Origin of the sequence: Oerskovia sp. NPDC060287 (assembly GCF_042726775.1) — a bacterium.
GTDB classification, from domain to species: Bacteria; Actinomycetota; Actinomycetes; order Actinomycetales; family Cellulomonadaceae; genus Oerskovia; species Oerskovia merdavium.
This window is the reverse complement of record NZ_JBHXBO010000046.1, coordinates 1-22,967: the sequence shown is the minus strand read 5'-3', so window position 1 is coordinate 22,967 and position 22,967 is coordinate 1. Positions and strand designations below refer to the sequence as shown.

At 72.5% G+C, this 22,967-nt stretch carries 11 protein-coding genes; all 11 read right to left on the bottom strand.

All coding sequences use genetic code 11. From position 1 onward, the window contains the following. Positions 1-66 precede the first annotated feature (66 nt). A complete protein-coding gene (locus ACFWFR_RS06315) occupies positions 67-339 on the bottom strand; it encodes a WXG100 family type VII secretion target (protein ID WP_191804601.1) in 273 nt (90 codons plus the stop codon). Positions 340-458: 119 nt separating this feature from the next. Beyond that, entirely contained in the window at positions 459-4,910 is a 4,452-nt protein-coding gene (locus tag ACFWFR_RS06310) for an FtsK/SpoIIIE domain-containing protein (RefSeq protein WP_377621896.1), read from the bottom strand. Positions 4,911-4,975: 65 nt separating this feature from the next. Further along, a complete protein-coding gene (locus ACFWFR_RS06305; protein WP_191804597.1) occupies positions 4,976-5,668 on the bottom strand; it encodes a hypothetical protein in 693 nt (230 codons plus the stop codon). Then, the gene (locus ACFWFR_RS06300) at positions 5,665-7,464 is read right to left on the bottom strand and encodes a protein kinase (RefSeq protein ID WP_377621895.1); all 1,800 of its coding nucleotides are present in this window, start codon (positions 7,462-7,464) and stop codon (positions 5,665-5,667) included. The genes ACFWFR_RS06305 and ACFWFR_RS06300 overlap by 4 nt, the downstream gene beginning before the upstream one ends. Continuing rightward, on the bottom strand, positions 7,461-9,251 hold the full coding sequence (locus ACFWFR_RS06295; protein ID WP_377621893.1) for an FHA domain-containing protein: 1,791 nt from the start codon (positions 9,249-9,251) through the stop codon (positions 7,461-7,463). Before ACFWFR_RS06295 ends, ACFWFR_RS06300 begins: the two co-directional genes overlap by 4 nt. Next, positions 9,248-10,090 (bottom strand): PP2C family protein-serine/threonine phosphatase, encoded by an 843-nt coding sequence (locus ACFWFR_RS06290; RefSeq protein ID WP_377621891.1) that lies wholly within the window; start codon positions 10,088-10,090, stop codon positions 9,248-9,250. Before ACFWFR_RS06290 ends, ACFWFR_RS06295 begins: the two co-directional genes overlap by 4 nt. Next, positions 10,087-11,757, bottom strand: a complete 1,671-nt coding sequence (locus ACFWFR_RS06285; RefSeq protein WP_377621890.1) for an RDD family protein — start codon at positions 11,755-11,757, stop codon at positions 10,087-10,089. Before ACFWFR_RS06285 ends, ACFWFR_RS06290 begins: the two co-directional genes overlap by 4 nt. After that, positions 11,757-14,258, bottom strand: coding sequence for a transglutaminaseTgpA domain-containing protein (locus ACFWFR_RS06280; RefSeq protein WP_377621888.1), 2,502 nt, complete (start codon positions 14,256-14,258; stop codon positions 11,757-11,759). The genes ACFWFR_RS06285 and ACFWFR_RS06280 overlap by 1 nt, the downstream gene beginning before the upstream one ends. Beyond that, complete coding sequence (locus ACFWFR_RS06275; RefSeq protein WP_377621887.1) at positions 14,258-15,709, bottom strand: DUF58 domain-containing protein; 1,452 nt, start codon at positions 15,707-15,709, stop codon at positions 14,258-14,260. The genes ACFWFR_RS06280 and ACFWFR_RS06275 overlap by 1 nt, the downstream gene beginning before the upstream one ends. Before the next feature lie 4 nt (positions 15,710-15,713). Beyond that, positions 15,714-16,688, bottom strand: a complete 975-nt coding sequence (locus ACFWFR_RS06270) for an AAA family ATPase (protein ID WP_377621885.1) — start codon at positions 16,686-16,688, stop codon at positions 15,714-15,716. Positions 16,689-16,746: 58 nt separating this feature from the next. Then, positions 16,747-22,761: an Ig-like domain-containing protein gene (locus ACFWFR_RS06265; RefSeq protein ID WP_377621883.1), complete on the bottom strand. Its 6,015-nt coding sequence runs from the start codon at positions 22,759-22,761 to the stop codon at positions 16,747-16,749. Positions 22,762-22,967: the final 206 nt, after the last annotated feature.

Below are 22,967 nucleotides of genomic sequence, written 5' to 3'. Positions count from 1 at the left end.
CGAGAGGCACAGGACCCGAAGATCCTGCGCCCTCTCGTCCGCCCCTTCGGCGCGCGTCCTCGAGGATCAGGAAGCGTTGGAGGTGGCCTCCTGCGCGAGCGCGTTCGCCTGCGCCTTGGCGCCGGCCTCGTTGAGTGCCGTGATGACGGTCTGGAGGGCCGTCACGTGCTGACCCGACCAGTCCGAGCGGAACGCGGTGGCGTCCGGGCCGTTCCACTCGACGGAGTCCAGCTTGCCCGTGAGCTTCGACTTGATGGCGTCGACGTCCGAGGCGGCCTGGATGAGCTCGGTCGAGAGCTGCTTGACCTGCTCGACATTGAGGCCCCAGTAGTTGCTCATGTGCTGCTCCTTCTTTCAGGGCCACCCCCTGCGGGCGACCTCGTCATGTTCTCGACACGGAGTACTCAACCATGTCGTTCTTCCCTCGTACATGGGGACAGCTCCCCATGGGTGAAGGGCTACTCCGGAAGGGCGATCTGCACCTTCCGCGAGCGCCCGGACACGACGAGGAATCCTCGTCCGGCCGGGAACTCCGCGCGACGGATCCGCCCCAGCGACGTGCCGAGGAGGATGTCTCCGTCGGTGTCCCCGGGAGTCAGGATCAGCCCGCTCCGGCCCGCCTTGAACGGCTTCGCCAAGGTCCACGCCTGGCTCCACGTCGAGCTCTCGGACTCGCCGACCACGAGCTGGTCGGTCCGGACGAGGACCTGGACGAGCTTGTCGAGGACGGACTCCGCGGGCGTGCCCGTGAGCTCGGTGAGGTTCTCGACCACCAGGACGAGGTCACCACGGCCGAGCTGTCCTCCCTCGGCCTGCGCCTTGATCGACTCGACGACGGGGACGATCTCCTCGGGGCTCGTCGCGGCGGTGTCCCACACGGGCAGCGCCGAGATGGGCGTCGGGCGGGGCGAGAAGTACACGATCCGTGTCCCGGGACGCGCGCGCCGGACCGCCTGGGCGATCGTCACGAGCGCGGTCGTCCGGCCGCCGACGGGCGGGCCGCCCAGCAGGAACGTGCCGCGCTCGGGCAACGTGACCGGGGCGATGTCGAGATCGTCGAGACCGATGACCGGCGCGCCGCCCACCGACGCGGGCAGCGACGAGAGCGGGATCGAGTCGGGGAGCTTCTCGATCGACGGAGCCTGCGGGACCCCGTTGCGCACCATCGCGTCGCGCAGCCTGCTGATCTCGCGCGACTGGATCGAGACGTTGGCGTCCCCACCCAGGACGGCGACCTGGACCTCGTTGCCCGCGAGGACGCCCCGACCGGGCGGCGAGGCCGGGGTCAGGACGTCGCGAGGCACCCCGACCATCAGGTAGTCGTCGGGGTTCGCGAGGCGCAGCACGAGCCGGCGCTGGATCGTGCTGCCCAGCGAGGTGGGCACGGCGCTCGGCCGGTCCCCGGTGATGATCACGTGCACGCCCACCTGACGCCCGTCGGTCGCGAGCTGGGAGAAGGCGGCCCACACGGGGAACCACGGCGTGGCCTTGAGGTCGTACTCGTCGCGGAACGCGCCGATCCCGTCGACGAGGAGCAGGATGCGGGGTTCCTGCGGGGCACCGGCCAGGGACCGGTACTCCCCGATCGTGCCTGCGCGCACGGCCGCGTACCGCACCGAGCGGTCGTCGACGATCCCGCGCAGCATCCGCAGGACACGGGTCACACGCTCGGCGTCGTCGCCCGCGATGACAGCGCCGACGTGTGGCAGGTCCTCGAGCATCCGCAGGCCGCTGGCCCCGCAGTCGATCGCGTAGACCTGGACCGGGCCGCCACGGGCCGTGATCGCGGCCGAGACCGCGATCGACCGCAGGGTGGCGCTCTTGCCCGAGCCGCCGGTGCCGAAGATCGCCATGTTCCCGTCGCGGTCGGGCTCGTAGAAGACGGTCGGCTGCTTCTGCGACGCCGGGTCGTCGACGACGCCCAGGAGGAGCAGCTCGTCGGTGCGCGGGTTGGGCAGGAGCGCCAGGTCGTAGGTCCGGGCGAGCTCGTCGAGCCACGGCTTGCGAGGGGCCGGGACGGCCGCGCCCTGGGCCGCGCGCGCGATCGTCGCCACGGCCCGGGCGATGTCGTTCGGGCCTGGGTCGGTGACCTCCTCGACGTCGGGGGCCGGGATCTCCCACGAGGTGCCCGTCCCGAAGGACATCTCCTCGACGTCGAGCCGAGGACGCTGGGGCCGGTCGGTCGTCCACCCGCCCGCGTACCCCGTCTGGAACGGGGTGATCCGCCCGGGCCCGGTCTTGACCGCACCCCGGCCAGGGATCGACGGGTCGAAGTGCGCAGCGAGCGGGATGCCCAGGATGTCGGTCGAGTCGGCCTCGTCGGCCATGCGCAGCGCCACCCGGAGGTTCGTGTTGGCCCGCAGGTTGTCCTTGATGACCCCCGCTGGTCGCTGGGTCGCGAGGATGAGGTGCAGCCCGAGCGAGCGCCCGCGCTGGGCGACGTCGACGACCCCGTCGACGAACTCCGGGACCTCGTTGACCAGGGCCGCGAACTCGTCGACGACGATCAGCAGGCTCGGCGGCGCCTCGGGGTCGCCCGTGCGCTCGAGCGAGACGAGGTCCTTGGCCTTCTTCCGGTTGAGCAGGTGCTCCCGGTACCGCAGCTCGGCGCGCAGCGACGTGAGCGCCCGACGCACCAGGTGGGGCGAGAGGTCGGTCACGAGGCCCACGGTGTGCGGCAGGTTCACGCAGTCCGCGAACGCCGCCCCGCCCTTGTAGTCGACGAACAGGAACGTGACCCGGTCGGGGCTGTGCGCGGCGGCCATGCCCAGCACCCACGACTGGAGGAACTCGGACTTGCCGGCGCCCGTGGTCCCGCCGACGAGCGCGTGCGGGCCCTGGGTGCGCAGGTCGAGGTGGAGCGGCTCGGTGCCCGAGTGCCCGACGAGCGCGTGCAGGGTCGCGTCGGACTTGCGGCGCACGGGCGGCGACCCGTCACGCACGGTCAACGAGTGGTTCTCGCGCCAGCGCTCGACCAGGGCGTCGGGGTCGCTCAGGAGCGCCTGGCCCGCGAGCGACACGAACGACACCGAGCGCGGGAGGTCCGAGTCGTCGTCGATCGGTGCGCCGACGTCGACCACGGGGGCCAGCGCGCGCGCCAGTTCGTGCGCGGTCGCGAGGTCCACCTGCTCGCACGTCACGGGGAAGGTGAGGCGACCGACGCGGACCTCGCCCGACGTCGCTCCCCCGTCGCCCGTCAGGACGAACGTGCGGCACGCGGCGGGCAGCTGCTCCACGGTCGGGGCGATCCACACGACGTGCACCCCCACGTCCGCGCCTCGCTCTGCGAGACGGGTCGTGCGGGACCGGTCCACGGGGGCATCGTCCTCGACGAGCACGACGACGGTCGGCAGCACCGGCGCCTCGAGGTCGTCGAGCTCCTTGGCAGGGTCGACGCCGCCACGGTCCCGGGCGCGCTCGCCCAGGTCCGCGCCGCGCGACTCGACCAGGTCCTCGAGCCGCGACAGGAGCGACGCACCGGCGCCGGGGTTGTCCGCGAGGTGGTCACCGGCGAGGGGGCTGTGCGGCGAACCCGTGTGGGGCAGCCACTCGAGCCACTCCCAGTCGACCCGCGACCGGGGCGACGTGAGCGCGGCGACGACGAGCTCGGCGGGAGAGTGGAGCGCGACGAGCTGGACCAGGATCCCGCGCCCCACGCCGTCGACCGTCCCGGCGGGCCCCGTGATGCCCAGGCCACCGCTCGACCGCAGGTGCGCGACCACGGGCACGCCGTCGATGTGGGAGCACTCGGCCTGCAGCTTCTCGAGCTCCTGCCAGTAGACCGGCAGCGTGTCGTTGTTGCCCAGGTCGTCGAGCTGGACGCGAGAGACCCCTCGTCCGAGGCCGATCCGCACGCTCAGGAAGGCCTGGTGCTCGGGCCGGTGGGTCCAGAGCAGGGCGCCGAGACGTCGTACGGCGTCCACCGTGTCGGCGACCGACGGCGTCTCGGCGAGCCGCACGGCACGCTCGACCGCATGGGTCCGCTCGATGGTCTCGCGCATGGCCGCGACCGAGGCCGTGAACTGCTCGACCTGCGCCTTGAACCGTCGCTTGGCCTGGACCTTCTGGTCGACGTAGTTGCCGATCATCAGGATGGGGCTCAGCGCGATGAAGACGACCGACATGAAGTCCTTGCGGACCATCCAGAGCACGACACCCATGACCAGCGGAGCAGCCATGGCCAGCCACGGGAAGCGCGCAGGCTGGAGGGGCTGCGGCGGCTTGGGGGCCTTGAGCGTCCGCTCGGGGAAGCGGGCCACGACGCGCGGGGACCGGTTGAACTCGACGATCGGGCTCGTCGGGGCGAGGCTGCCGCTGCGCTGCAGCGCCACGACCGCGACGACCGAGCCGCCGACGTCCACCGTGTCGGCCGAGGTGAGGGTCGCACGCGCCATGCGCTCGCCGCCCATGACCAGGCCGTTGGCCGAGTTGGTGTCGACGATCTCGATGGACTCCCCGACGGTCAGCCGCGCGTGCCGCTTGGACACGAGCGGGTCGTCGAGCCGGACGTCCATGTCACGGTCACGACCGAGATAGCTCGTGCCCACGGGCAGCGGGAACTCCCTGCCCGCGTCCGGGCCCGAGAGCACGCGCAGCACGGCGGCGGCCGGACCCCGGTCCTGACCGGGGGCCTCGAACTGCTCCGAGACGCGGACGATCGAGACCGTCGCCCCGGACCGCAGCCCCGCCTCGATCAGGTCGCTCGTCGGGGACAGGACCCGGCCCTGGGACGCGCTCGACGCGTCGTCGACCTGGAGCGTGAGCCGGTCCGGGGCGACCGCACCGGCGCGCACGGGGTCGCCCGAGTAGAGCGCCTCGGCGATGTCGCGCACGGTCGCCGTGGCGTCGGCCGTGACCGCGACGTTGGTCAGGGTCGAGTCCGGGCGGTGCAGGGTCAGCTTGATGCGCACAGGAGAGGTCCTCGGTCAGACCGGCGCGAGCGCCGGGACGGTCGGGGGGGAACGTGTCCCGGTGGTCAGTCGCTCGGCAGGTCGAGCAGGGAGAGGTCGTCGGAGGTCACGAGCCGCGACGCGACCGCGTACTCGACGAGGCGAGCGCGCCGGTTCGTGGCGAGCGCGCCCGGACCTCCACGCAGGCCCTTGACTCCGATCCGGTCGAGCTTGTCGCACACGTTGTCGAGCTTGCGGTTGAACCGCGTCGTGGCCCATCCGAGCCGACGCGCGGCGTCCGCCGAGGTCGGGATCTCCGAGAGTCCTGTCCCGTCCCGACGGAGCATGGGCTCCGCGAGCGCGACCATGAGCTGCTTCTGGCTGACCGTGAAGCTCGTCATGCCGATCGTGGTCGCGCCGTCGGCTGGCTCCTCCGAGCGGATCTCCTGGTACGGGGCGCCCGCGAGCTGGACCATGACCTCGTAGGTCGTGGGGCCCGCGGTGAAGACGATCGAGGTCGAGGCGAAGACGAGCGGGAGCCTGTTGCCCGGCGACAGCCAGGACTGCACTCCCCCGCCCGCGTCGCAGATGGTCGCGGAGATGAGCGAGCCCACGTTCGCGAGCCACCAGATCCCGTTCTCGTGCGTGATCCGCAGGAAGCGTCGGTGCAGGTAGGGGTTGTCCTCGATCTCGAGGTCGCCGTCGCGCCCGATGTCGAACTCCTCCCCGGGCACGGGGCGGAACCACTCGCCGCAGAACTCGATCGCGAGGTCGCTCATTCCGGCTCGCACTTCGTGAAGGGCTTGGACGGTCTTCCGTCGCGCTTGACCGTGATCTCGATGCAGACCTTCTCGCCCTTTGTCGCCTCGTACCTCACCACGTTGAAGGACACCTCCTCGGGCTTCTCGTCGGCCGTCGGGTCCTCGACCCGACGGATCGAGAACATGTCGCCCTCCTGCCACCCCTCGGGGTACTCGATCTTGAAGGCCACCTGGCCCAGGTCGTCCATGTACCCGGACGTCACGGTCGTGACGGGCTGCACGATGTCGCCGAGGTTGTCGTTCGGGAGGTCGCCCGCATCGGCTGCCTCGGTGTCCTCGGCGCCCGGCCGGTCGTCCGCGTCCGCCGAGCCGCCACCGGGCGGGTTGAGGAGGACGAAGATCCCGACCACCACGAGCACCAGGACACCTGCGGCGACCAGGAGCGGCCAGACCTGCCGCCTGGGCGCGGGGGCCGCGGACGGCCCGGGGTCCAGGGGGGCCTCGACGCCGACGCGGTGCACCGTGTCGTCCACGGGCGGACCCCAGGCCCCCGTGTGCTGTCTGGCGCCGCTCGGCGCGGGCCGCTGTGGGACGAACCCCCCGCCCGACGGCGGCACGTGGGTCGGGAGCGCGGGCGCCTGCTGGTAGGAGGTGGGCTGCGCCGGCGCCTGCGGTGCCGCGACCGAACCCACCGGGGTGCCGTACTGGCCCGCGGACTGCGTCCCGGTCGCGAGCTGCGCACGCCCGCTCGAGGTCACGGGGGCGTACGGAAGCTGCGACGGGTCCTGCCGGTAGACGGGGGTCGTCCCGTTCGTCGTGGTCCGGCCGCCCGACGGGTGCGAGCCGGACGTTCCGCCCGGGACTCCCCGAGGGTCGATCGAGACGATCGCGCGCAGCCGCGTGCCGCCGTCGTCGTCGGGCTCGTCCTCCTGCGTGAGGCCCGAGTCGTCGAGGACGTCGATCGGGGTGACGGCGTACGACAGCTCGTTCTGGACCTGCTGGAGCGCACGCGCGAACGCGAGCATGCTCGGGTAGCGCGACGCGGGGTTCTTGGCCATCGCCGTGCCGAGCACCCGCTCGAGCGACGCCGGGACGTCGGTGCGTCCCGTGGGCAGCAGCGGCGTCGACTCGATGCGGGTGATGAGGCTCGCGCTCGAGTTGGACCCGCCGGGAAGCTCGAACGGCGCGCGCCCGGCCAGCAGTGTGTAGGTCGTGGCGGCCAGCGCCCAGACGTCGGTCTCCTTGCCCGCCCACGGGTTCTCGGCGAACGACTCGGGGGGCGACCACGGGATGGACATGCCCTCGGCCCGGGACGCGTCGTCGAGCGTCGAGGAGATGCCGAAGTCCGTGAGCGCCGGGTGCCCGTACTCGGTGACCAGGATGTTCGCAGGCTTGATGTCGCGGTGCAGGATCCCGGCCCGGTGCGCGGTCTCGACCGCGCCGGCGATCTGGACGGCGATCCGCAGGACCTCGGCCACGCTGAGCCGCTCGGTCCGGTAGCGCGCGCCGAGGTTGGGCCGCGAGCAGTACTCCATCGCGAGGTAGGGCCGGCCGTCGGACGCGACGCTCGCCTCGTACATCGTCACGATCGACGGGTGGGTCGACAGCGTCGCCATGAGGTCGGCCTCGACGTCGAACGCCGCGCGCTGGGACTCGCTCGACCACTCGTGCAGCAGGACCTTGATCGCGACGCGCCGCCGCGGACGCTGCTGCTGGTACAGGAAGACGTCGGAGAAGCCGCCGGAGCCGACGACCGAGACGTACTCGTACCCGTCGATCAGGGGCGGCGGCGACGGGGCGCGCTTGGAGCTCATAGCAGTCCTTCGAAGACGAACGTCACGCCGTCGCCGACGTCGACGACGTCGTGGGACGCGACCATCATGGGCTCACCGGGGTGCAGGCGGCGTGGCGGCTGGCCGGGGCGCAGGACCGTGGTGCCGTTGGTCGTGTTGAGGTCGCACACCAGGACGTGCCAGCCCTCGAGCTGGATCTCGACGTGCGAGCGCGAGATGTCCTGCTCAGGGCTGGGGACGGCCACGAGCCGGGGCAGGTCGTTGCTCTGCGCGCGCGTGGTCCGGGGCCTGCGGCCCAGGACCACGGGACGGTCGAGCTCGACGACCTGACCGTTGGACAACGTGAAGCGGCCGAGCGACGGGCGCGTGACCAGGTGCGCGTCACCGTCGAGCGGAGCTCCGCAGCGACCGCACGTGTCGCGCGACGCGGGGTTGGCGTGCTCTTCGCGGCACACGCGCGCGAGGATCTGCTGCGCCCCGGGAGCGGGCGGCGGCGAGAAGGTCGGCCCGACTGCGGCCGGTGGCGCAGGGGGCACCTCGGCAGCGGGGGTCGAGGCGGGGAACGGAGGCGTCCCCGCACCGCCGACCTGCGCACGGAGGTCCGCGATGACCGACGAGAAGACCGTGTGGCCGTCATGGTCGTCGGCGTCCGCCGCGAGGCTCGGGGCCGGCACGGCGAGGCTCTGTTCGTGCGCGACGTCGACGTCGAAGGCACGGGCTGCCGCCGCCGGGGTCGCCCCCGTCCACTCACGCGGGACACCCGCGATCATGGCGGCATCCGGCTCGTCGTCCGAGGACGGGCCGGAGTCCGTCGACGCCTCTGGTGCCGGGGCGACGAACGGGGCGGGGGCCGCAGGGCTGCCCTCGCTCTCCTCGTGCCCGTCCTCGTCCACCCGGATCGCGGCTTCCTCGACCGTCCGCAGGACGGTCGACTCCCAGAGATGGCCGTAGCCCGTCTCGGCCTCGCTCTCCGTCTCGGACGGCGGCGCGGGCACGGGGTCGACGCCCACTCCGGCGCCGTCCGTCGGGGCAGGTCCCTCGAGGTCCGGGACGATCGTGGCCTCGGGGGCGACCGTGGCCTCCGGTGCGATCGTCTCCTCGGACGCCTCGTCCTGGCCATGATCGAGCGCGTCCGCCGGGCCGTCGGGCAGGGCGGTCGGGCCCGTGACCACCGCGCTGGTCTGCGCCGGCTCGGCGGCAGGTGCAGCGGCCGGGGGTCCCCAGGCGAGCGCGTCGAGCGACGGGAGCGCGGGGACGCGCACCGGAGCGTCGGCGACCTCGGGGAGCTGCGCCGTCGAGGGCTCGGCGACCGGAGCTGCCGGAACCTCCACGAGGTCCTGCACGATCCTGGACGCCAGCACGACGCCCTCCCGCAAGGGCAGCCCGACGAGGGCGACCTGTCCCGCCACGGCCTCGAGGTCCGCCAGCGGGTCGACGCCGAGCTGCACCGAGACCGCCTCGACGCCCTCCACGGTGCGTTCGGACCACGTCGAGACGTCGTCCCCGTCCACGTGGACCCTCTCGGTGGGGGTGCGCAGGGTGACCGAGACCTCGCCGCGCACCGCGACCTGGACCCGCTGCCCGGAGACCACCGCGACCGCGAACGACGGCATGGTGCGCAGCGTCGCGCCCAGGACGACCGTCAACAGCTGGATGACCTCGATGACCTCGGTCTCCGCGTCGCCCGAGGCGTCGAGGCGTTCCCACAGGGCGCGGACGAGCTCGCTCGTCGCACCGTCGGGCAGGACGACGATCGCGCCTCCGCGCACGAACCCGAACGCGCTCCCCGTGTCGTAGCGCAGTCTCACGACCTGTCCCCCATCTGCAAGTGGATCTCGCGCGGCAAGGTGTCCTCGTCCGTGTAGCCCAGGGCGTCCCGGGGGGTCGTGGACCCGTCGTCGGAGTCCTGCCACGCCCCGGTCGCGTCGACGACGACCACGGTGATGTTATCCCGGCCTCCGGCCACGATGGCCTCGTTGACCAGCAGGTCGGCTGCGCACTGAGGGTCCGGCTGGGCCAGGAGGATCTCGGCGATCCGCTCGTCCGACAGCTCACCCGTCAGGCCGTCGGAGCAGACCAGCATGCGGTCCCTCGCCTCGATGGGGATCCAGCAGAAGTCCGGTTCGGGCGGGAGCGCAGCCCCGACGGCTCGCGTCACGACGTGACGCCGTGGGTGCGTGAGCGCTTGGATCGCGGTGAGCATGCCCGCGTCCACCATCTCCTGGACCTCCGAGTGGTCGACGCTGAGCTGCTCGAGGACGCCGTGGGACATCCGGTACGTCCGCGAGTCGCCGATGTTCACCACGAGCCAGTACGGGATGCCGTCCTGCTCGGCCACGACGACCCCCGTCACGGTCGTCCCGGCCCCCCGGCCAGGCTCTGTGCTGATCGCCCGCACGTCGTCCTGGGCGACGCCCAACCGTGCACGGACGTCCTCGGGTCCGACGGTGCCGAGTGCGCCGAGAGGGCGCAGGGCGTCGATCGCCGCGGCGCTCGCGACCTCGCCCGCGTCATGGCCTCCCATGCCGTCGGCCACGAAGAAGACCGACCGGTCCGCGAGGAAGCGGTCCTCGTTGAGGAGCCGGCGGGCACCGCGGTGGGAGCTCGCACCCCAGGCGAGGTGCACCCCGGTCGTGCTCGCGCTCACGCGGCACCACCCGGGTGCACCGTGAGACGGCGGTCACCGACCTGGACCACGGCGCCCACGGTCACGGCGGCGCGGACACCCGCCTCGAGCACCTGGGGGGCGCTGCCGGGTCGGGTCAGGACGGTCCCGTTGGTCGACCCGCGGTCGACGAGCCAGATTCCGCCGGCGTCGACCCCCATCTCGGCGTGGGTCTTGGAGACCGAGCGGGTCGGGTCCTCGACGGCGACCAGGACCACGGGGCCCTCACCGGTCGCCTGCGGGTTGCGTCCGATCAGCGCGGAGCCCGTCACGGTGACACGACGGCCCGTCTCGAGCTCGAGCACGAACCCGGCCGGGGCGTCCCGGCGGACCTCGGCCACGCTGAACCGGGTGCTGTCCCAGTCGGGGTCCTCGTCGGCGGCCGTGGTGGTCACCACGGGGACCACAGGCCCAGCGGGGGCGACCTGCACAGCGGGGACCGGCGGACCGGCAGGCGCCTGCTGGGGCGCGGCGGAAGGCGCGCCGTAGGGCGTGGGAGGCTGCGGCGTCGGGCCTGGAAGCACCCCGCCCGACGACGGAGCCTCCGCGGGAGCGGAAGGCGCGACCTGGGCAGGGGCTCCCCCGGGCACCGAGGCGCCCGGTGCTCCCGGGACTCCCGTGATCAGGCCGTCCTGGGCGCCCGCCTGGGGCGCCGGAGCCGCGCTGAACGCCCACGGGTCGGGCACGACCGGAGCCTGCTGCGGGGCACCGGGATACCCGGGCGCGACCGGCGCCGCGTAGCCCGCAGGCGGGGTCGGCGAGTACTGGACCGGCGTGGCGGTCGGAGCCGCGTACCCGGCGGGCGGGGCCGACACGTGCTGGGCCGACGGACCGCCCGGAGCCGGGGGCATCGCCGCGAACGTCCCCGCGGGCGCGAGCGCTCCCGCCGCCGCGGACGGCCCCACCGCCCGGACGTCGAGGACCACGGTCTTGGCCGCCTTGTCCTGCCAGCCCTGCCCCAGGCCGGACTTGTCGAAGGCCGGCGAGAGCACCACGAGGAACTCCCCGACGCCGCACGCGATCGCCCCGAGCCCGACCACGATCCAGCGCAGCGCGGCACGGCCGAAGCCCACGGGCGAGCGGTCCTCGACCCGGACGGTGCGCAGCCCCAGGAGGAGGTTGCCGATCGTCCGACCCGTCCGCCCTTCCCAGAACCAGACGGCGAGCCAGTAGACGAGCGCCAGGGCACCGGTCACGGCCCACACGAGCGTCACCTGCCCGAGCAGCTCCTCCGCCTGGGCCTGCGTCGCCACGGTCATGCCTCCCGTGAGCGGGACACCGACCGCGGTCAGCCCGCCGAGCGCAACCCCTCCGGCCACCACACCGATCACGGTGCAGTCGACGAGGAACGCGACGAGGCGACGGCCGACGCCGGCGACGTCCGCGGACGGCGCGCCCAGGACCGCGGGCGCGGCGGGCTGTCCGGGACCCGCGGGGAAGCCGTGCGCGCGCTGGGTCATGGCCGCGACCTCGCGCTCGGTCGTGACCCCGAGGGCGGGCTCCGACACGGGGTCCGGCCCGGGCGCCTGCGCGGGACCCGCCCCGTACGGGCTGCCGGTGCGCGGGAACCTCGTCCCGCAGACCGCGCAGAACGCGGACCCTGCGGCCTGCGTCGTGCCGCAGGCGCTGCAGGTCGTCGTCTCGGACATCACTTGTCTCCTGGCTTCGTGACGGGACCCGGCGCCGGCGTACGCGCCCACCGGACGGGCTGTCGAGAGGGACGGAACCTGGCCGGGAGCCAGGACCTCCGCGCGCCCCGCAGGGATCGTAGCGACACCGCGGCGCGAAGTCGCTGCCCGCGCGGCAGGGTGGACCGCATCCCGGTCAGCACCGCGTCGACCTCGGTCCAGAACGACTCGATCTCCTGCGGGCTCGGGTCGCCGGTCCCGAACACCTGGGCGTCGGCCGTCCGAGCGAGCGTGACCGTCGGTGCCGCGGCTGCGGGGAACGACTCGGACAGTGCGCCCGCGCCCTCCCGGCGCGTCGCACCACCCGCGACGGGCGCACCCAGGTCCGTCGCGGCGTCGAGCACCTCACGCCAGCCACCGCTGATCCGGTCGACGGGCCGCTCGGCCTCGCGCCGCCGCTTCCGCCGCCGCGACTTGAAGGCCACGATCAGGAGCAGGGGGAGCGCGAGCAGGATCAGCGGCACCGTGACCGCGACCGCGACGAGCGCGGCCTGACCCCAGTCGAAGCCGGACGACTCGGCATCGTCCTTCTTCTCTTCGTCGTCGACCGTGCCGGCCTCGGCGTCCGCGGGCTCCTCGGGCGGCTCCGGGTCCTCGAGGACCGGGGGCTTGGGCACCTGGTCGCTCTTGGGCTCGGGCTCGATCTTGTTGTCCTCCTCCGGGATGGCGTCGACCGGCACCCACCCGTAGCCCTCGAACGGCACCTCGACCCAGGCGTGGACGTCGGCGCCCGTGGCGACGAACGGCGTGCCCTCCTCCCAGGTCTCGGGCGGGTAGAAGCCCATGACGACGCGCGCCGGGATCCCCGCGGACTGCGCCATGAGGGCGAGCGCGACCGCGAACTGCTCGTCGTCACCGACCATCTCGTCGTCGGCGAGCAGCGTGTCGATGCGCTCGGCCGAGTGCCCGGGGCGCGAGGGGAGCTGTGTCTCGAGACCGCTCGAGAAGATGCCGCTCGCGACGAGACCGGTCTTGAGGTTCTCGAGCTGGACGACGGGGTCCGTCTCCTCGGCCATGAACTGCGCGGCCTTGCCTGCGACCGAGTCGGGGACGTTGATCGAGCGCGGGAGCTTCTCGTCGAGGACCCGCGAGGACTGCAGGTCCTCGGCCGACGGGGCGGGCGCCACGAGCGCGTCGAGGCGGAACGAGTCGCCCGGGCGCAGCCCCGCCGTCGTGACCCCGGTCGCCGTGGTCGAGTTGTAGTAGGTGGTCGAGCCCAGGGCCTCGGCCCGCTCGCCCTGGTAGACGATCCCGGCAAGCGACCCGACGTCGGGCACCCACACGCCCCGGTAGGCGCCGATCGTGACCGTGACCTCGGTCGGCGTGCCCTTGGCGACCGTGGCGATCTGGTCGCCGGCACGGGTGAAGACCCCCGACCCGGACCCGGCCCCACCGCTCGAGACGTCGTAGACGACGCCGTTGTACGCGTCGAGCGTCGCGAGGCGGACGCGGGCACCCGCAGGCAGGCCCTCGACCGTGAACAGCTCGTCCTCGGTCATCTCCTTGGCGTACTTGCGGAACGACGCGAGCGGGCTGACGTACTCGTGCAGCTCGAGCGGCGGGACGACGTTCTCCCGCAGGACCGTGCGCTCGGTGTCAGGGGTGAGCACGGGGACGAGCAGGACCGCCGCGACCCCGCCGAGCGCGAGCATCGCGGCGCCGCCCCGGGCGCGGTGCCAGCGCAGGCGCCGGGTCGCCGCGAGGCTCGCCTCGGTCGTGACCTGGTGCTCCCCGAGCCGCGCCTCGGTCGCTCGCCACGCGCCCCACAGCAGACCCACGACGACCAGGACGAGGCCCTGGACCACGGGCAGCGCGGGCTCGACCGTGCCCACGAGGATCACCGCGACGAACGTCAGCGCGACGGGGACGAGCGCCCACTGGGCGTCGCGGACCCGCCACGCGAGCGTGCCCGCGACGATGGACGCGATGAAGAGCAGGAGGAACGGGACTCCACCCAGCTCCGGGAACGACTGGAGCGGCGGGACCGAGGTGACGATCTCCTTCCAGCCCGTCACCGCACCGAGCAGCAGGCCACGGAACGTGTCGAGGGTCGGCAGGACCCCGGCGACCGTGGTGCCGGGCAGCGCGAAGGGACCGCCGAGAAGCACGTAGACGAGGACCGCGGCCGCGGTGACGCTGAGCGTGCCCCAGCGGCGCCAGGCGCCGAGCCATGCGACGCCGAGGCCCAGGACCATGCCGCCGACGGCGGGGAGCAGGTACGCGGTCGAGCCCCACGCCGGACCGAACCCCACGATCGCCGCGCCGAGCATCACGACGAGCGCGATCGCGTCGAGGGCGCCCGAGCCCGTGAGGGCCCGCGGAGCCCGCGTGCCACGCGGGGCTCGGGACGTCGTCCCGTTCGAGCGGGTACCCGTCGCTGTCGAGCCTGTGGTGTGACCCGCGGGCCGGCCCTGCCAGGCGGGAGCACCGGCAACCCGCCCCCGGGTGTCGTTCTGGGACATCAGTCGTTCAGCCTCCGCAGCGCGAGGGGAAGGTCGCCCAGCTCCCCGATGGTGAGCACGACGAGCTCGGCGATCCGGTGGCGGCTGACCTTGGCGCCCGGGACGCACTGGATCGCCATGACCCGGACGTCCTGCGGCAGGCGGGCCGAGGCCGCGCGCAGCTCCGTGGGTGTGACCGAGCTGCCGACCACGAGCGCGACGACCGAGGCGTCCGTGACGCTCGCGGTCGCGACGCGCGCGACGTCGACGAGGCTCGTGCGCAGCTCGCGGGTCTCGACGCGCGCGAGGTCGTCGAGGAGCCGCACACGGTTGTCCCCGCGCAGGCTGCCGTCGTTGACGAGGACCGTGAGGCCACGGTCCTCCTTGATGGCCTGGAGCCCGAGCGAGCCGCACGAGCTGACCGCGAGCTCGAACTCGTCGGGGTGGCCGTAGTCCTCGGTGCGCGTGGACAGGATCACCGCGAGGTGTGAGCGCCGCGTCTCCTCGAACTGGCGGACCATGAGCTGGCCCGTGCGGGCCGTCGTCTTCCAGTGGATGTGACGACGGTCGTCGCCCGGGACGTAGTCGCGCAGCGCGTGGAACGACACGTCCGAGTTGGAGATGTCCTGGGTCACCCGGCCCTCGAGGTCGCGCAGGAAGCCCGTCGAGGAGCCCGACAGGTTCTTGGTGCGCGGGTGGACGAACAGCTCCTCGGGGTCGGTCCAGACGACCTCGCGGCGCAGCAGCCCCAGCGGGTCGGCGCGGACCGAGCGCACGGGGCCCACGGGGATGACCGAGCGGCGGTGCGTCGGGATCGTGAAGATCTCCTCGTGGCTCGCCCCGGTGCGCAGACGCGGGACCGGGAACGAGGCCACGCCCGCACCCACGGGCAGCTCCATCACGGCGGGCAGGAGGGGGCGCGACGACTGGTTGCTCACCTCGAGCCGGCCGACCGCGCGGTCACCGACCGTGACGCGCTGCTGCCCGAGGTCCAGGTCGACCGTGTACTTGAACGTCCCGCGCACGAACGCGACGGCTGCGAGGAGCGCGACCGTCAGGACGACCGCGACCACGATCAGCTCGACCCACGAGAACAGCAGGCCGGCCCACCACGCCGCGACCGTCCCGACCAGGACCGCCCACCCGAACGGGCTCACGACCGAGACCACGGGGGCGAGCGCCTCCGCGACGGGTGTCGTCACAGGGGTGAGGAGCCCGCGCAGGCGCGCCACCGGGCCCTCTCCCCTGCCCGACGGCGTCGCGCGCGCCGGGCGCGCGGGCGCAGCCCTCCCCGTGGTCGGGCGCGCCGGGCGGCTCCACGGGGTCCGGGCGCGCCGGGGAGCTTCGTCCGGTGCGGCGGGGGCACCGGGCACGCCCGTGGCGCCCTGGGCGTTCGGCAGGCCCTGGGGCGTCCGACCAGGAGCGGGGTCGGGAGTGCCGCCTGCGGCGACGGGGGTCTCGGTCGTGGTCATCAGGTCAGGCCGACCGGCGTTCCTGAGGTGCCGCGACGTCGGCCAGGAGACGCGCGAGCACGCCCTCGTTGGTCGCCCCGGCGAACTCGGCCTCGGGGTCGAGCACGAGCCGGTGCGCCCAGGCAGGCTGTGCGAGCTCCTTGATGTCGTCCGGCAGGACGTAGTTGCGGCCGTGCGCCGCAGCCCACACCTTGGCGCAACGGACGAGCGCGAGCGCCCCGCGCACCGAGACCCCGACGCGGCACTCGGCCGCGTTGCGGGTCTCCTCGGCCAGCCGCGAGATGTACTCGAGCACGGCGCCGTCGACGTGGACACCCGCGGCGAGGTCGGCCATCTCGGCGACCGCCTGCGTGGTGATGAGCGCCTGCAGGGCCGCGCTGCGGTCACGCACCGAGGCCCCCTGCAGGATCTCGACCGTGGCCGCATGGTCCGGGTACCCGAGCGACGTCTTCATGAGGAAGCGGTCGAGCTGCGCCTCGGGCAGGCGGTAGGTACCCGCCTGCTCGATCGGGTTCTGCGTCGCGATGACCATGAACGGCCGGCCCACCGAGTGGGTCACGCCGTCGACCGTGATCTGCCCCTCCTCCATGACCTCCAGGAGCGCGGACTGCGTCTTGGGCGAGGCGCGGTTGATCTCGTCCGCGAGGACGATCGACGCGAAGATCGGGCCCTGGTGGAACTCGAACTTCGCGGTCTTCTGGTCGTAGATCGTCACGCCCGTGACGTCGGAGGGCAGCAGGTCCGGCGTGAACTGGATGCGGTTCTGCGTGCCCTGGACGCTCGCGGCCAGCGCGCGCGCCAGCGAGGTCTTGCCCGTTCCGGGCGCGTCCTCGAGGAGGATGTGCCCCTCGGACAGCATGCACGTGAGGACCAGGCGCACGACGTGCGGCTTGCCCAGCACTGCCTGTCCCACGTTGGTGACCAGACGGTCGAAGGTCTGAGCGAACCAGGCGGCCTGCTCGGGGGTCATGGTGGTCATCGGGAGGTTCCTCGTGGTCTCTGTCGTGCGGTCGGTAGGGCGCGGGTCCTGCGGGGGGTCACCAGATCGCTGCTCTGGAGTCGCCCCAGACGTTCGTCTTGACCCAGATCGTCGTCCCGGCGTTCCCGTGGAAGCACCACATGGTGCCGTCCCAGTTGCCGTTCGCGTCGGTCCGCTGCGACGCGCCGTTGAGCGCAGTGCTGGAGAACCCGCCGCTCGAGGGGCTGAACGCGTGGTTGCCCCCATAGCTCGACCAGCACTGCGTGCTGAACGGCGTGTTGGGCTCCGCGTTGCGGATGCGGAGCACGAGGTAGGCGCACGCAGGGTCGTTGCAGTCGTTGTTGCTCACCCGGCTGCCCCGTTCGGTCCAGATGTCACGGGCCGGCTTGGCGTCCGAGGTCGCAGCCGCGCACCTCGAGGCGGTCTGCCCCTCGGTGTCCTTGACGGTGACACAGATCTCTTTGCGGTCGGAGTAGCCTGCCGCGACGTTGACGCTCCCGCTCGCAGCTCCGCTCGAGACGGCACCCGTGACCGTGGTCGTGTAGGTGCGCCCGTTGCCCGAGGTGCTCCAGCTGAAGCCGACGGTCTGGTTCCCTCCCGAGGCGCTCACGCTGGGCGCCGGGATCGGGCCGTACGGGTTCGCCGTGGCCCTGTTCGAGGCAGGGCCGTCACCGCGACCGCCGTCGGCCTTGACCACCGCACGGACGTAGAAGTCGTAGCCCGTCCCGTTGTTCAGGCCGCTGACGACCTTGTTCGCCCCGAGAGCGGCCCAGCCCGAGGTGCCGTTCTGGCTCCACTCGTAGCTGATCTCGCCGTCACGCGCCCCGGCGGCGGTCACGTTGGCGAACGCGAGCTGGACGGTCCCGTTGGCGCCGGTCGCCGTGGCCGTCAGACCCGCTACCGCGCCAGGCGCCGCGAACGCACGCTGCGGGTTGGACTCCGGGCTGAAGGCCGCCTCGCCGAACTTGTCCGTGGCCTTGTTGTGCGCCTTGACCCTGAACGTGTAGTCGGTGCTGTCCGCCGGCACACCCATGGTGGCGGTGGTCGCGGCGACCTTGGTCGACGACACCACTGCACCTCCACGCAGCGCCTCGACCGTGTAACCGGTGATCGGTCCGCCGTTGTCGGCCGGTGCCGCCCACACGATCTTCATCTGGGACGAGGACCCGAGCGACGTGCGCGTCGCACCCGGCTTCGCCGGAGCCGCGGGCTTGCCCGCCGGGATCTCGGGCGCCGAGGCTCCGGACCACTCGGACGGGTCCGGTGCAGCGTTCACCGCCTGGATCTCGAAGGTGTAGGAGCCGCCGTTCTGCAGCCCGGTCCACTCGTACGAGGTACCGGTCACGCACGTGCGGTCGGTCCCTCCGCCAGGTCCCGAGATGCGGATGTTGACGCAGCTGATCGGGGACCGGTCGGTGTACGTCTCGTTGACCCAGGTGAGCTTGATCGAGGTGTCGCCGAACGCGAGCGTCGGTGGCGCCGGGCGGTTGGGCTTCTCGTCGGGACGCGCGTCCTCGGAGGGCGCGGACGGGTCGGAGTCACCGACCTCGTTGGTCGCGACGACGGTGAAGTTGTAGACGACGTTGTTGGTCAGGCCGTCCAGGGTGCAGGTCGTGGTCGCGCACGCCTTGGTGTACCCGTTGGTCGACCTGACGGTGTAGCCCGTGATCTCGGCACCGTTGTTGACGGGCGGGTCCCACGTCAGGACCACGGTCTTGGAGCGGACCTCCTCGACCGTGGGCTTGGCAGGAGTCTCCGGGCGCCCCTGGACGGTGACCTGGATGCGCCCCTCGACCTGGCGGTCGGGGTCGTTCGTGGCGTCCTGGACGCGGTAGCGCACGACCATGACCCCGACGAACGTCTTGTCCGGGGTGACCACGACCTGGTCGCCGGAGACCGTCGCCGATCCGTTGCCGGTCTCGACCAGGGCGTCGACGAGCTTGAGCGGGGTCTCGGGGAAGGGGTTGGAGTCGTTGGCGAGGACCCTGACCGGGACGTCCTTGCCCTGGTGGGCCTTGTCGACCGTGTCCTCGTTCGCCTTGGCCAACGGCCGGGTCGATGCCACGACCTTGACCGCGAGGGTTCCCTCGACGGGCGGGTGCTCGCCGTCGGTCACGGTGATCGGGACGTTCAGCACGGTGCCCTTGGTGATCTCGGGGGCGGCCCTGACGGTTGCCGTCGTCCCGCTGATCGCGACCGAGATCCCGGTGGGGGTCGCGCCCGCGGTGAACGTCACGGGGTCCCCGTCCGGGTCCTCGACGAACCGGGCCAGGTCGACGCTGCCCTCGTCCCCGGCGGCGACGTCGACGTTCGACGCCGACAGGACCGGGGGAAGGTTCTTGGGCGCAAGGACCAGGATCGGCAGCGCGAGCAGTGCCTTGTGCCCCTCGGGGTCGTCCGGTCCCGTGCCGTCCGTGACCTCGAACGACAGCGTGGACGGCCCCGCGTAGTCCACCCGGGGGGTGTAGACCACGTTCGTGGCATCGGTGACGGCGACCGTTCCCTCGAGCGCCGAGACCTTCGACTCCTCGGTCAGGCGAGGGGTGCGTCCTTCCAGGACCAGGACGTAGTCGGTGATGTCCACGGGCAGGGACTCGCCCGCGTGGACCTCGAGCGGCGCGATCCCCGGCCGCAGCTGAGGGATCTGCTCGGTCAGGCCTGGGACCTTGACGAACGCCCGGGACGTCAACCCGTCGACGTCGGTGACCGTGTAGGTCAGGACCTGCCGCTCCTCGGTCAGCGGCACGGTCAGGACGCCGTCCGCGGACACCGTGACGCCGAGCGTCTGGGTCGTGACCGTGAGCTCGGACGCGGCCCCGTCGGGGTCGTCGTCGTTGTCCAGGACCGCGACCTTGACGCTGGTCTTGCCGAGGATCGAGTCCATCGGGACCGTGTCGTCCCGTGCGATCGGCGCGAGCAACGGGGCGTCCTGGTCGACGTTCACCGTGATCGAGGCCGCGGCCCGCGCGCCGAACGCGTCCTCGATCCCGTAGTAGAACGACGTAGCGCCCGCCTCGGCGGGGCTGGTCAGGACCACCCGGTCCTGCACGACCTGCGCGTCGAGCTCCTTCGGTGCCTCCAGGCCCGCAGGACGCAGCGCGATCTGGTCGCCGTCGGGATCGGTGTCGTTGGCCAGCGCGGCCACCGAGACCGTGCGGTCCGGACGGACGGTCACCACGTCGTCGATCGCGACCGGCGGCTGGTTCGCGGCCGGCGGACGGGAGATCCCGACCTGCACGGTGCCCACCGCGATCTCGCCGCGCGCGTCCTGGACCGAGTACGTGAACGTGTCCGACCCGGTAGCGTCCTTCGACGCCTCGTAGACCAGGAACCCGTCCTCGACCTTCGCGGTGCCCTTGCTCGGCGCGGACGCGATGCCCGTCAGCTGGACGGAGTCGCCGTCGGGGTCGATCCCGTCCAGCGGCACCGCGACCCGGACGCTCGCGCCGGACAGCACGCGCATCTGCACAGGTAGCGGCTGCGGCGGGGAGTTCTCCTCGCCGTCACGGATGTGGATCGTGACCTGGGCCGAGTCCTCCTGGCCGTTCTTGTCCCGCACGCGGTAGATCGCATACGCGGTGCCCGCCTCGGGGCCGGCCTTGAACCGCAGCTGCCCCTCTGACGCGAAGATCTCGCCCTGCTCGGGGGCCACCCCCTGCTCGAGCTCGTCCTGCAGGAACAGCTCCAGACCGTCGGGGTGCGTGTCGTTCTTGAGCACGGGGATCGTGACCACGTCACCGACCCGCACGGTCGCCTCGTCGGCGGCCGCGTTCGGCGGCTGCAGCTTGACCGGTGCCGGGACCGGGATGACCCGCACCTGACCGGTCGTGGTCTGCGTGCCGTTGGAGACCGTGTACTCGATCGTGACCGGCGCGTCCAGCCGGCGCACCTCGGTGATCCGCAGCATCTGGTGGGCCAGCACCGCGACAGAGATCCCCGCCTCGTCGGGGACGCTCACCGACTGCACCACGAGCACCCCACCCGCAGGGTCGGTGTCGTTCGCGAGCACGTCGACCAGCGTCTTGCCCCCCGAGGGGAGCAGCGCGGTGTCGGAGACCACGATGGGCGGCCCCTCGGCCGCCGAGGCCGGCAGGACGTCGACGCGCACGAGCCCCGTCGTCGCGTTGGGACCGTCCGAGACCTGGTACGTCAGGTCGTACGACCGCGGCTCGTTCGAGAAGAACTGGAACGTCCCCGCGTCGAAGTTGGGCGTGATCTGCGCGGGCGCGGACTGCGTCACGTCGACCAGGCGCAGCTCGTCCCCGTTCGCGTCGTAGTCGTTCAGCAACGGCTCGACCGTCACGGGCTGGCCCGCGGGCACGACCACATGGTCCGCGACGGCGACCGGCGCGAGCTGCCCGGCCCCCGACACGTCGACGTTCAGGACCCCCTCGAAGACCTCGCCCTGGCCGTCGGCCACCATGATCTTGACGATCTTCCGGCCGGTCGACCCACCGCCGTCACGGAACTCGACCGAGCCGTCCGGGCGTGAGCGCACCTCGTCGCCGGCCGACGTCACCGACGCAGCCGCGAGGTACAGGTCGTCACCGTCGGGGTCACGGAAGAACGGCAGGACCTTGATCTCGGCGGTCTTGCCGGACTCGACGACCAGCACCGGCTCGCCCGTCTGCTCGGGCGCGGCGTTCTCGCCCCAGGGCGAGACCCTCAGCTCGACCCCGGCCTCGGCGACCCCGCCACGACCGTCGGACACCGAGTAGCGGAACGAGGACGTCCCCGCCTCGACGTCCTCCGGGACGACGGCCTGGAGCGCGGCGCCTCCCAGCACCGTCTGCACCTGCGCGTCGCGCGGCCCCTCGCCCACGAGCGAAGCCGTCATGACGTCCCCGTCGGGGTCGACGTCGTTGCCCAGCACCGGCAGCAGGGTCGTGCGCCCGGGCCGTACGCCGAACGTGTCGTCGACCGGCAAGGGCGGCTGGTTGGGCTGAGAACGGTCGAGCACGAACTGGTCGACCTGCTCCGGGGTGCTCAGGTCCGCCTCGGACTCCTCGCCCTCGGCCTGCTCCGGGAGGACGAGCTCCCAGTCGTCGACCTTCTCGTACTCGTCGGCCGCCATCCAGAGCGTGCCCGCCGACAGGTCGTTGAGCACGATCGCCTTGCGGTTGACCCGGTACTCCAGGCGGTTCTGGGGATCCACCCCGTCGAGCCGCTTGTCGATGTCCAGGTCGGTCCCCGCACAGTCACGGATGACCTGACCCGACTGCGACCACGCGCCGTACGTGCATCCACCCAGCTGCACGGGCGCCGCCGGCAGGCCCGACGCCGCGCGCGTCACCGCGTCGCCACCGTCGAGGGGCGCCAGGACCAGGCCGGTGCTCGTCGCGACCGCGACGTCCGGCGTCTTGGCCCCCGGCTGCTGCAGGCGTCCGTCCGACGCCCCTTCGAGCGCCAGCGTCTTGCCCCCCGGAAGAACCAGCTGAGACTGCGTGCGGTTGAGCACGACCGGCTCCGACCCCACGGTCGTGAGCTCGACCTCGTCGCCCTTGCCGACCGGCACCGTGGACGTGGTGACCTCCTCGACCGTCCCGGTCGCCGTCGTCGTGACCTTGGTCAGCTCACCCGTGGCCGGGACGACGACGAACACCGTGCCGTCCTGGGCGACCTGGACGACGCCCTCACCGCCGACCTCGGCGGTCGGCTCGAGGTTCTCCGCGTCGAACGACGCGACCCCCGCGAACGGGACCACCCACAGCAGGCCCTCCTCGCCGTCGAGGACGGCCACCGTGGAACCTCCCAGGGCGACCTCAGCGCCCGTCGGCGGACGGACCGTCCCGTCGAGCTTGAGCCGCGCCACGTCGACGGGGCTCACGGAACCTGCGCCGTCGTCGACGAGCAGCACCTTGCCCGCGTTCTGCAGGACGTCGAACGAGGCCGACGAGGCCAGCAGCGACCCGTCCAGTGCCTGGGACTCGAAGTTGAACCGCCCCAGCGCGCCACCCGACGTGCGGGTCACCCACACGCCGGAGTCGTTGAGCTCCACGTCTGCCGTGGCTTGACCGTCGTACGTGATCGCGAAGGCGACCAGCGCGGTCGAGAAGATGGACACCGTGCTCACGGACGCCACAGAGCGACGCCTGTCGTACAGACGGGATAGGAAGGTCACAGATCCTCCGAGGATGCTGAGTGCTGCAACCAGGTGTCCCCAGAGCCCCTCCTGCCAGGTGCCCCTACCCGTCGCGGGTAGAAGGATAACCACAAGAGGTCACGACGATGACATCCACTGGATGGGGAGAACTCCCCCTGGCGCTACTGCCAGTAACG

Excerpts from the sequence above, each read along its gene's own strand:
- ACFWFR_RS06285 (WP_377621890.1), bottom strand. The coding sequence starts at position 11,757 with ATGTCCGAGACGACGACCTGCAGCGCCTGCGGCACGACGCAGGCCGCA.
- ACFWFR_RS06275 (WP_377621887.1), bottom strand. The coding sequence starts at position 15,709 with ATGACCACGACCGAGACCCCCGTCGCCGCAGGCGGCACTCCCGACCCC.
- ACFWFR_RS06270 (WP_377621885.1), bottom strand. The coding sequence starts at position 16,688 with ATGACCACCATGACCCCCGAGCAGGCCGCCTGGTTCGCTCAGACCTTC.
- ACFWFR_RS06315 (WP_191804601.1), bottom strand. The coding sequence starts at position 339 with ATGAGCAACTACTGGGGCCTCAATGTCGAGCAGGTCAAGCAGCTCTCG.
- ACFWFR_RS06280 (WP_377621888.1), bottom strand. The coding sequence starts at position 14,258 with ATGTCCCAGAACGACACCCGGGGGCGGGTTGCCGGTGCTCCCGCCTGG.
- ACFWFR_RS06305 (WP_191804597.1), bottom strand. The coding sequence starts at position 5,668 with ATGAGCGACCTCGCGATCGAGTTCTGCGGCGAGTGGTTCCGCCCCGTG.
- ACFWFR_RS06300 (WP_377621895.1), bottom strand. The coding sequence starts at position 7,464 with ATGAGCTCCAAGCGCGCCCCGTCGCCGCCGCCCCTGATCGACGGGTAC.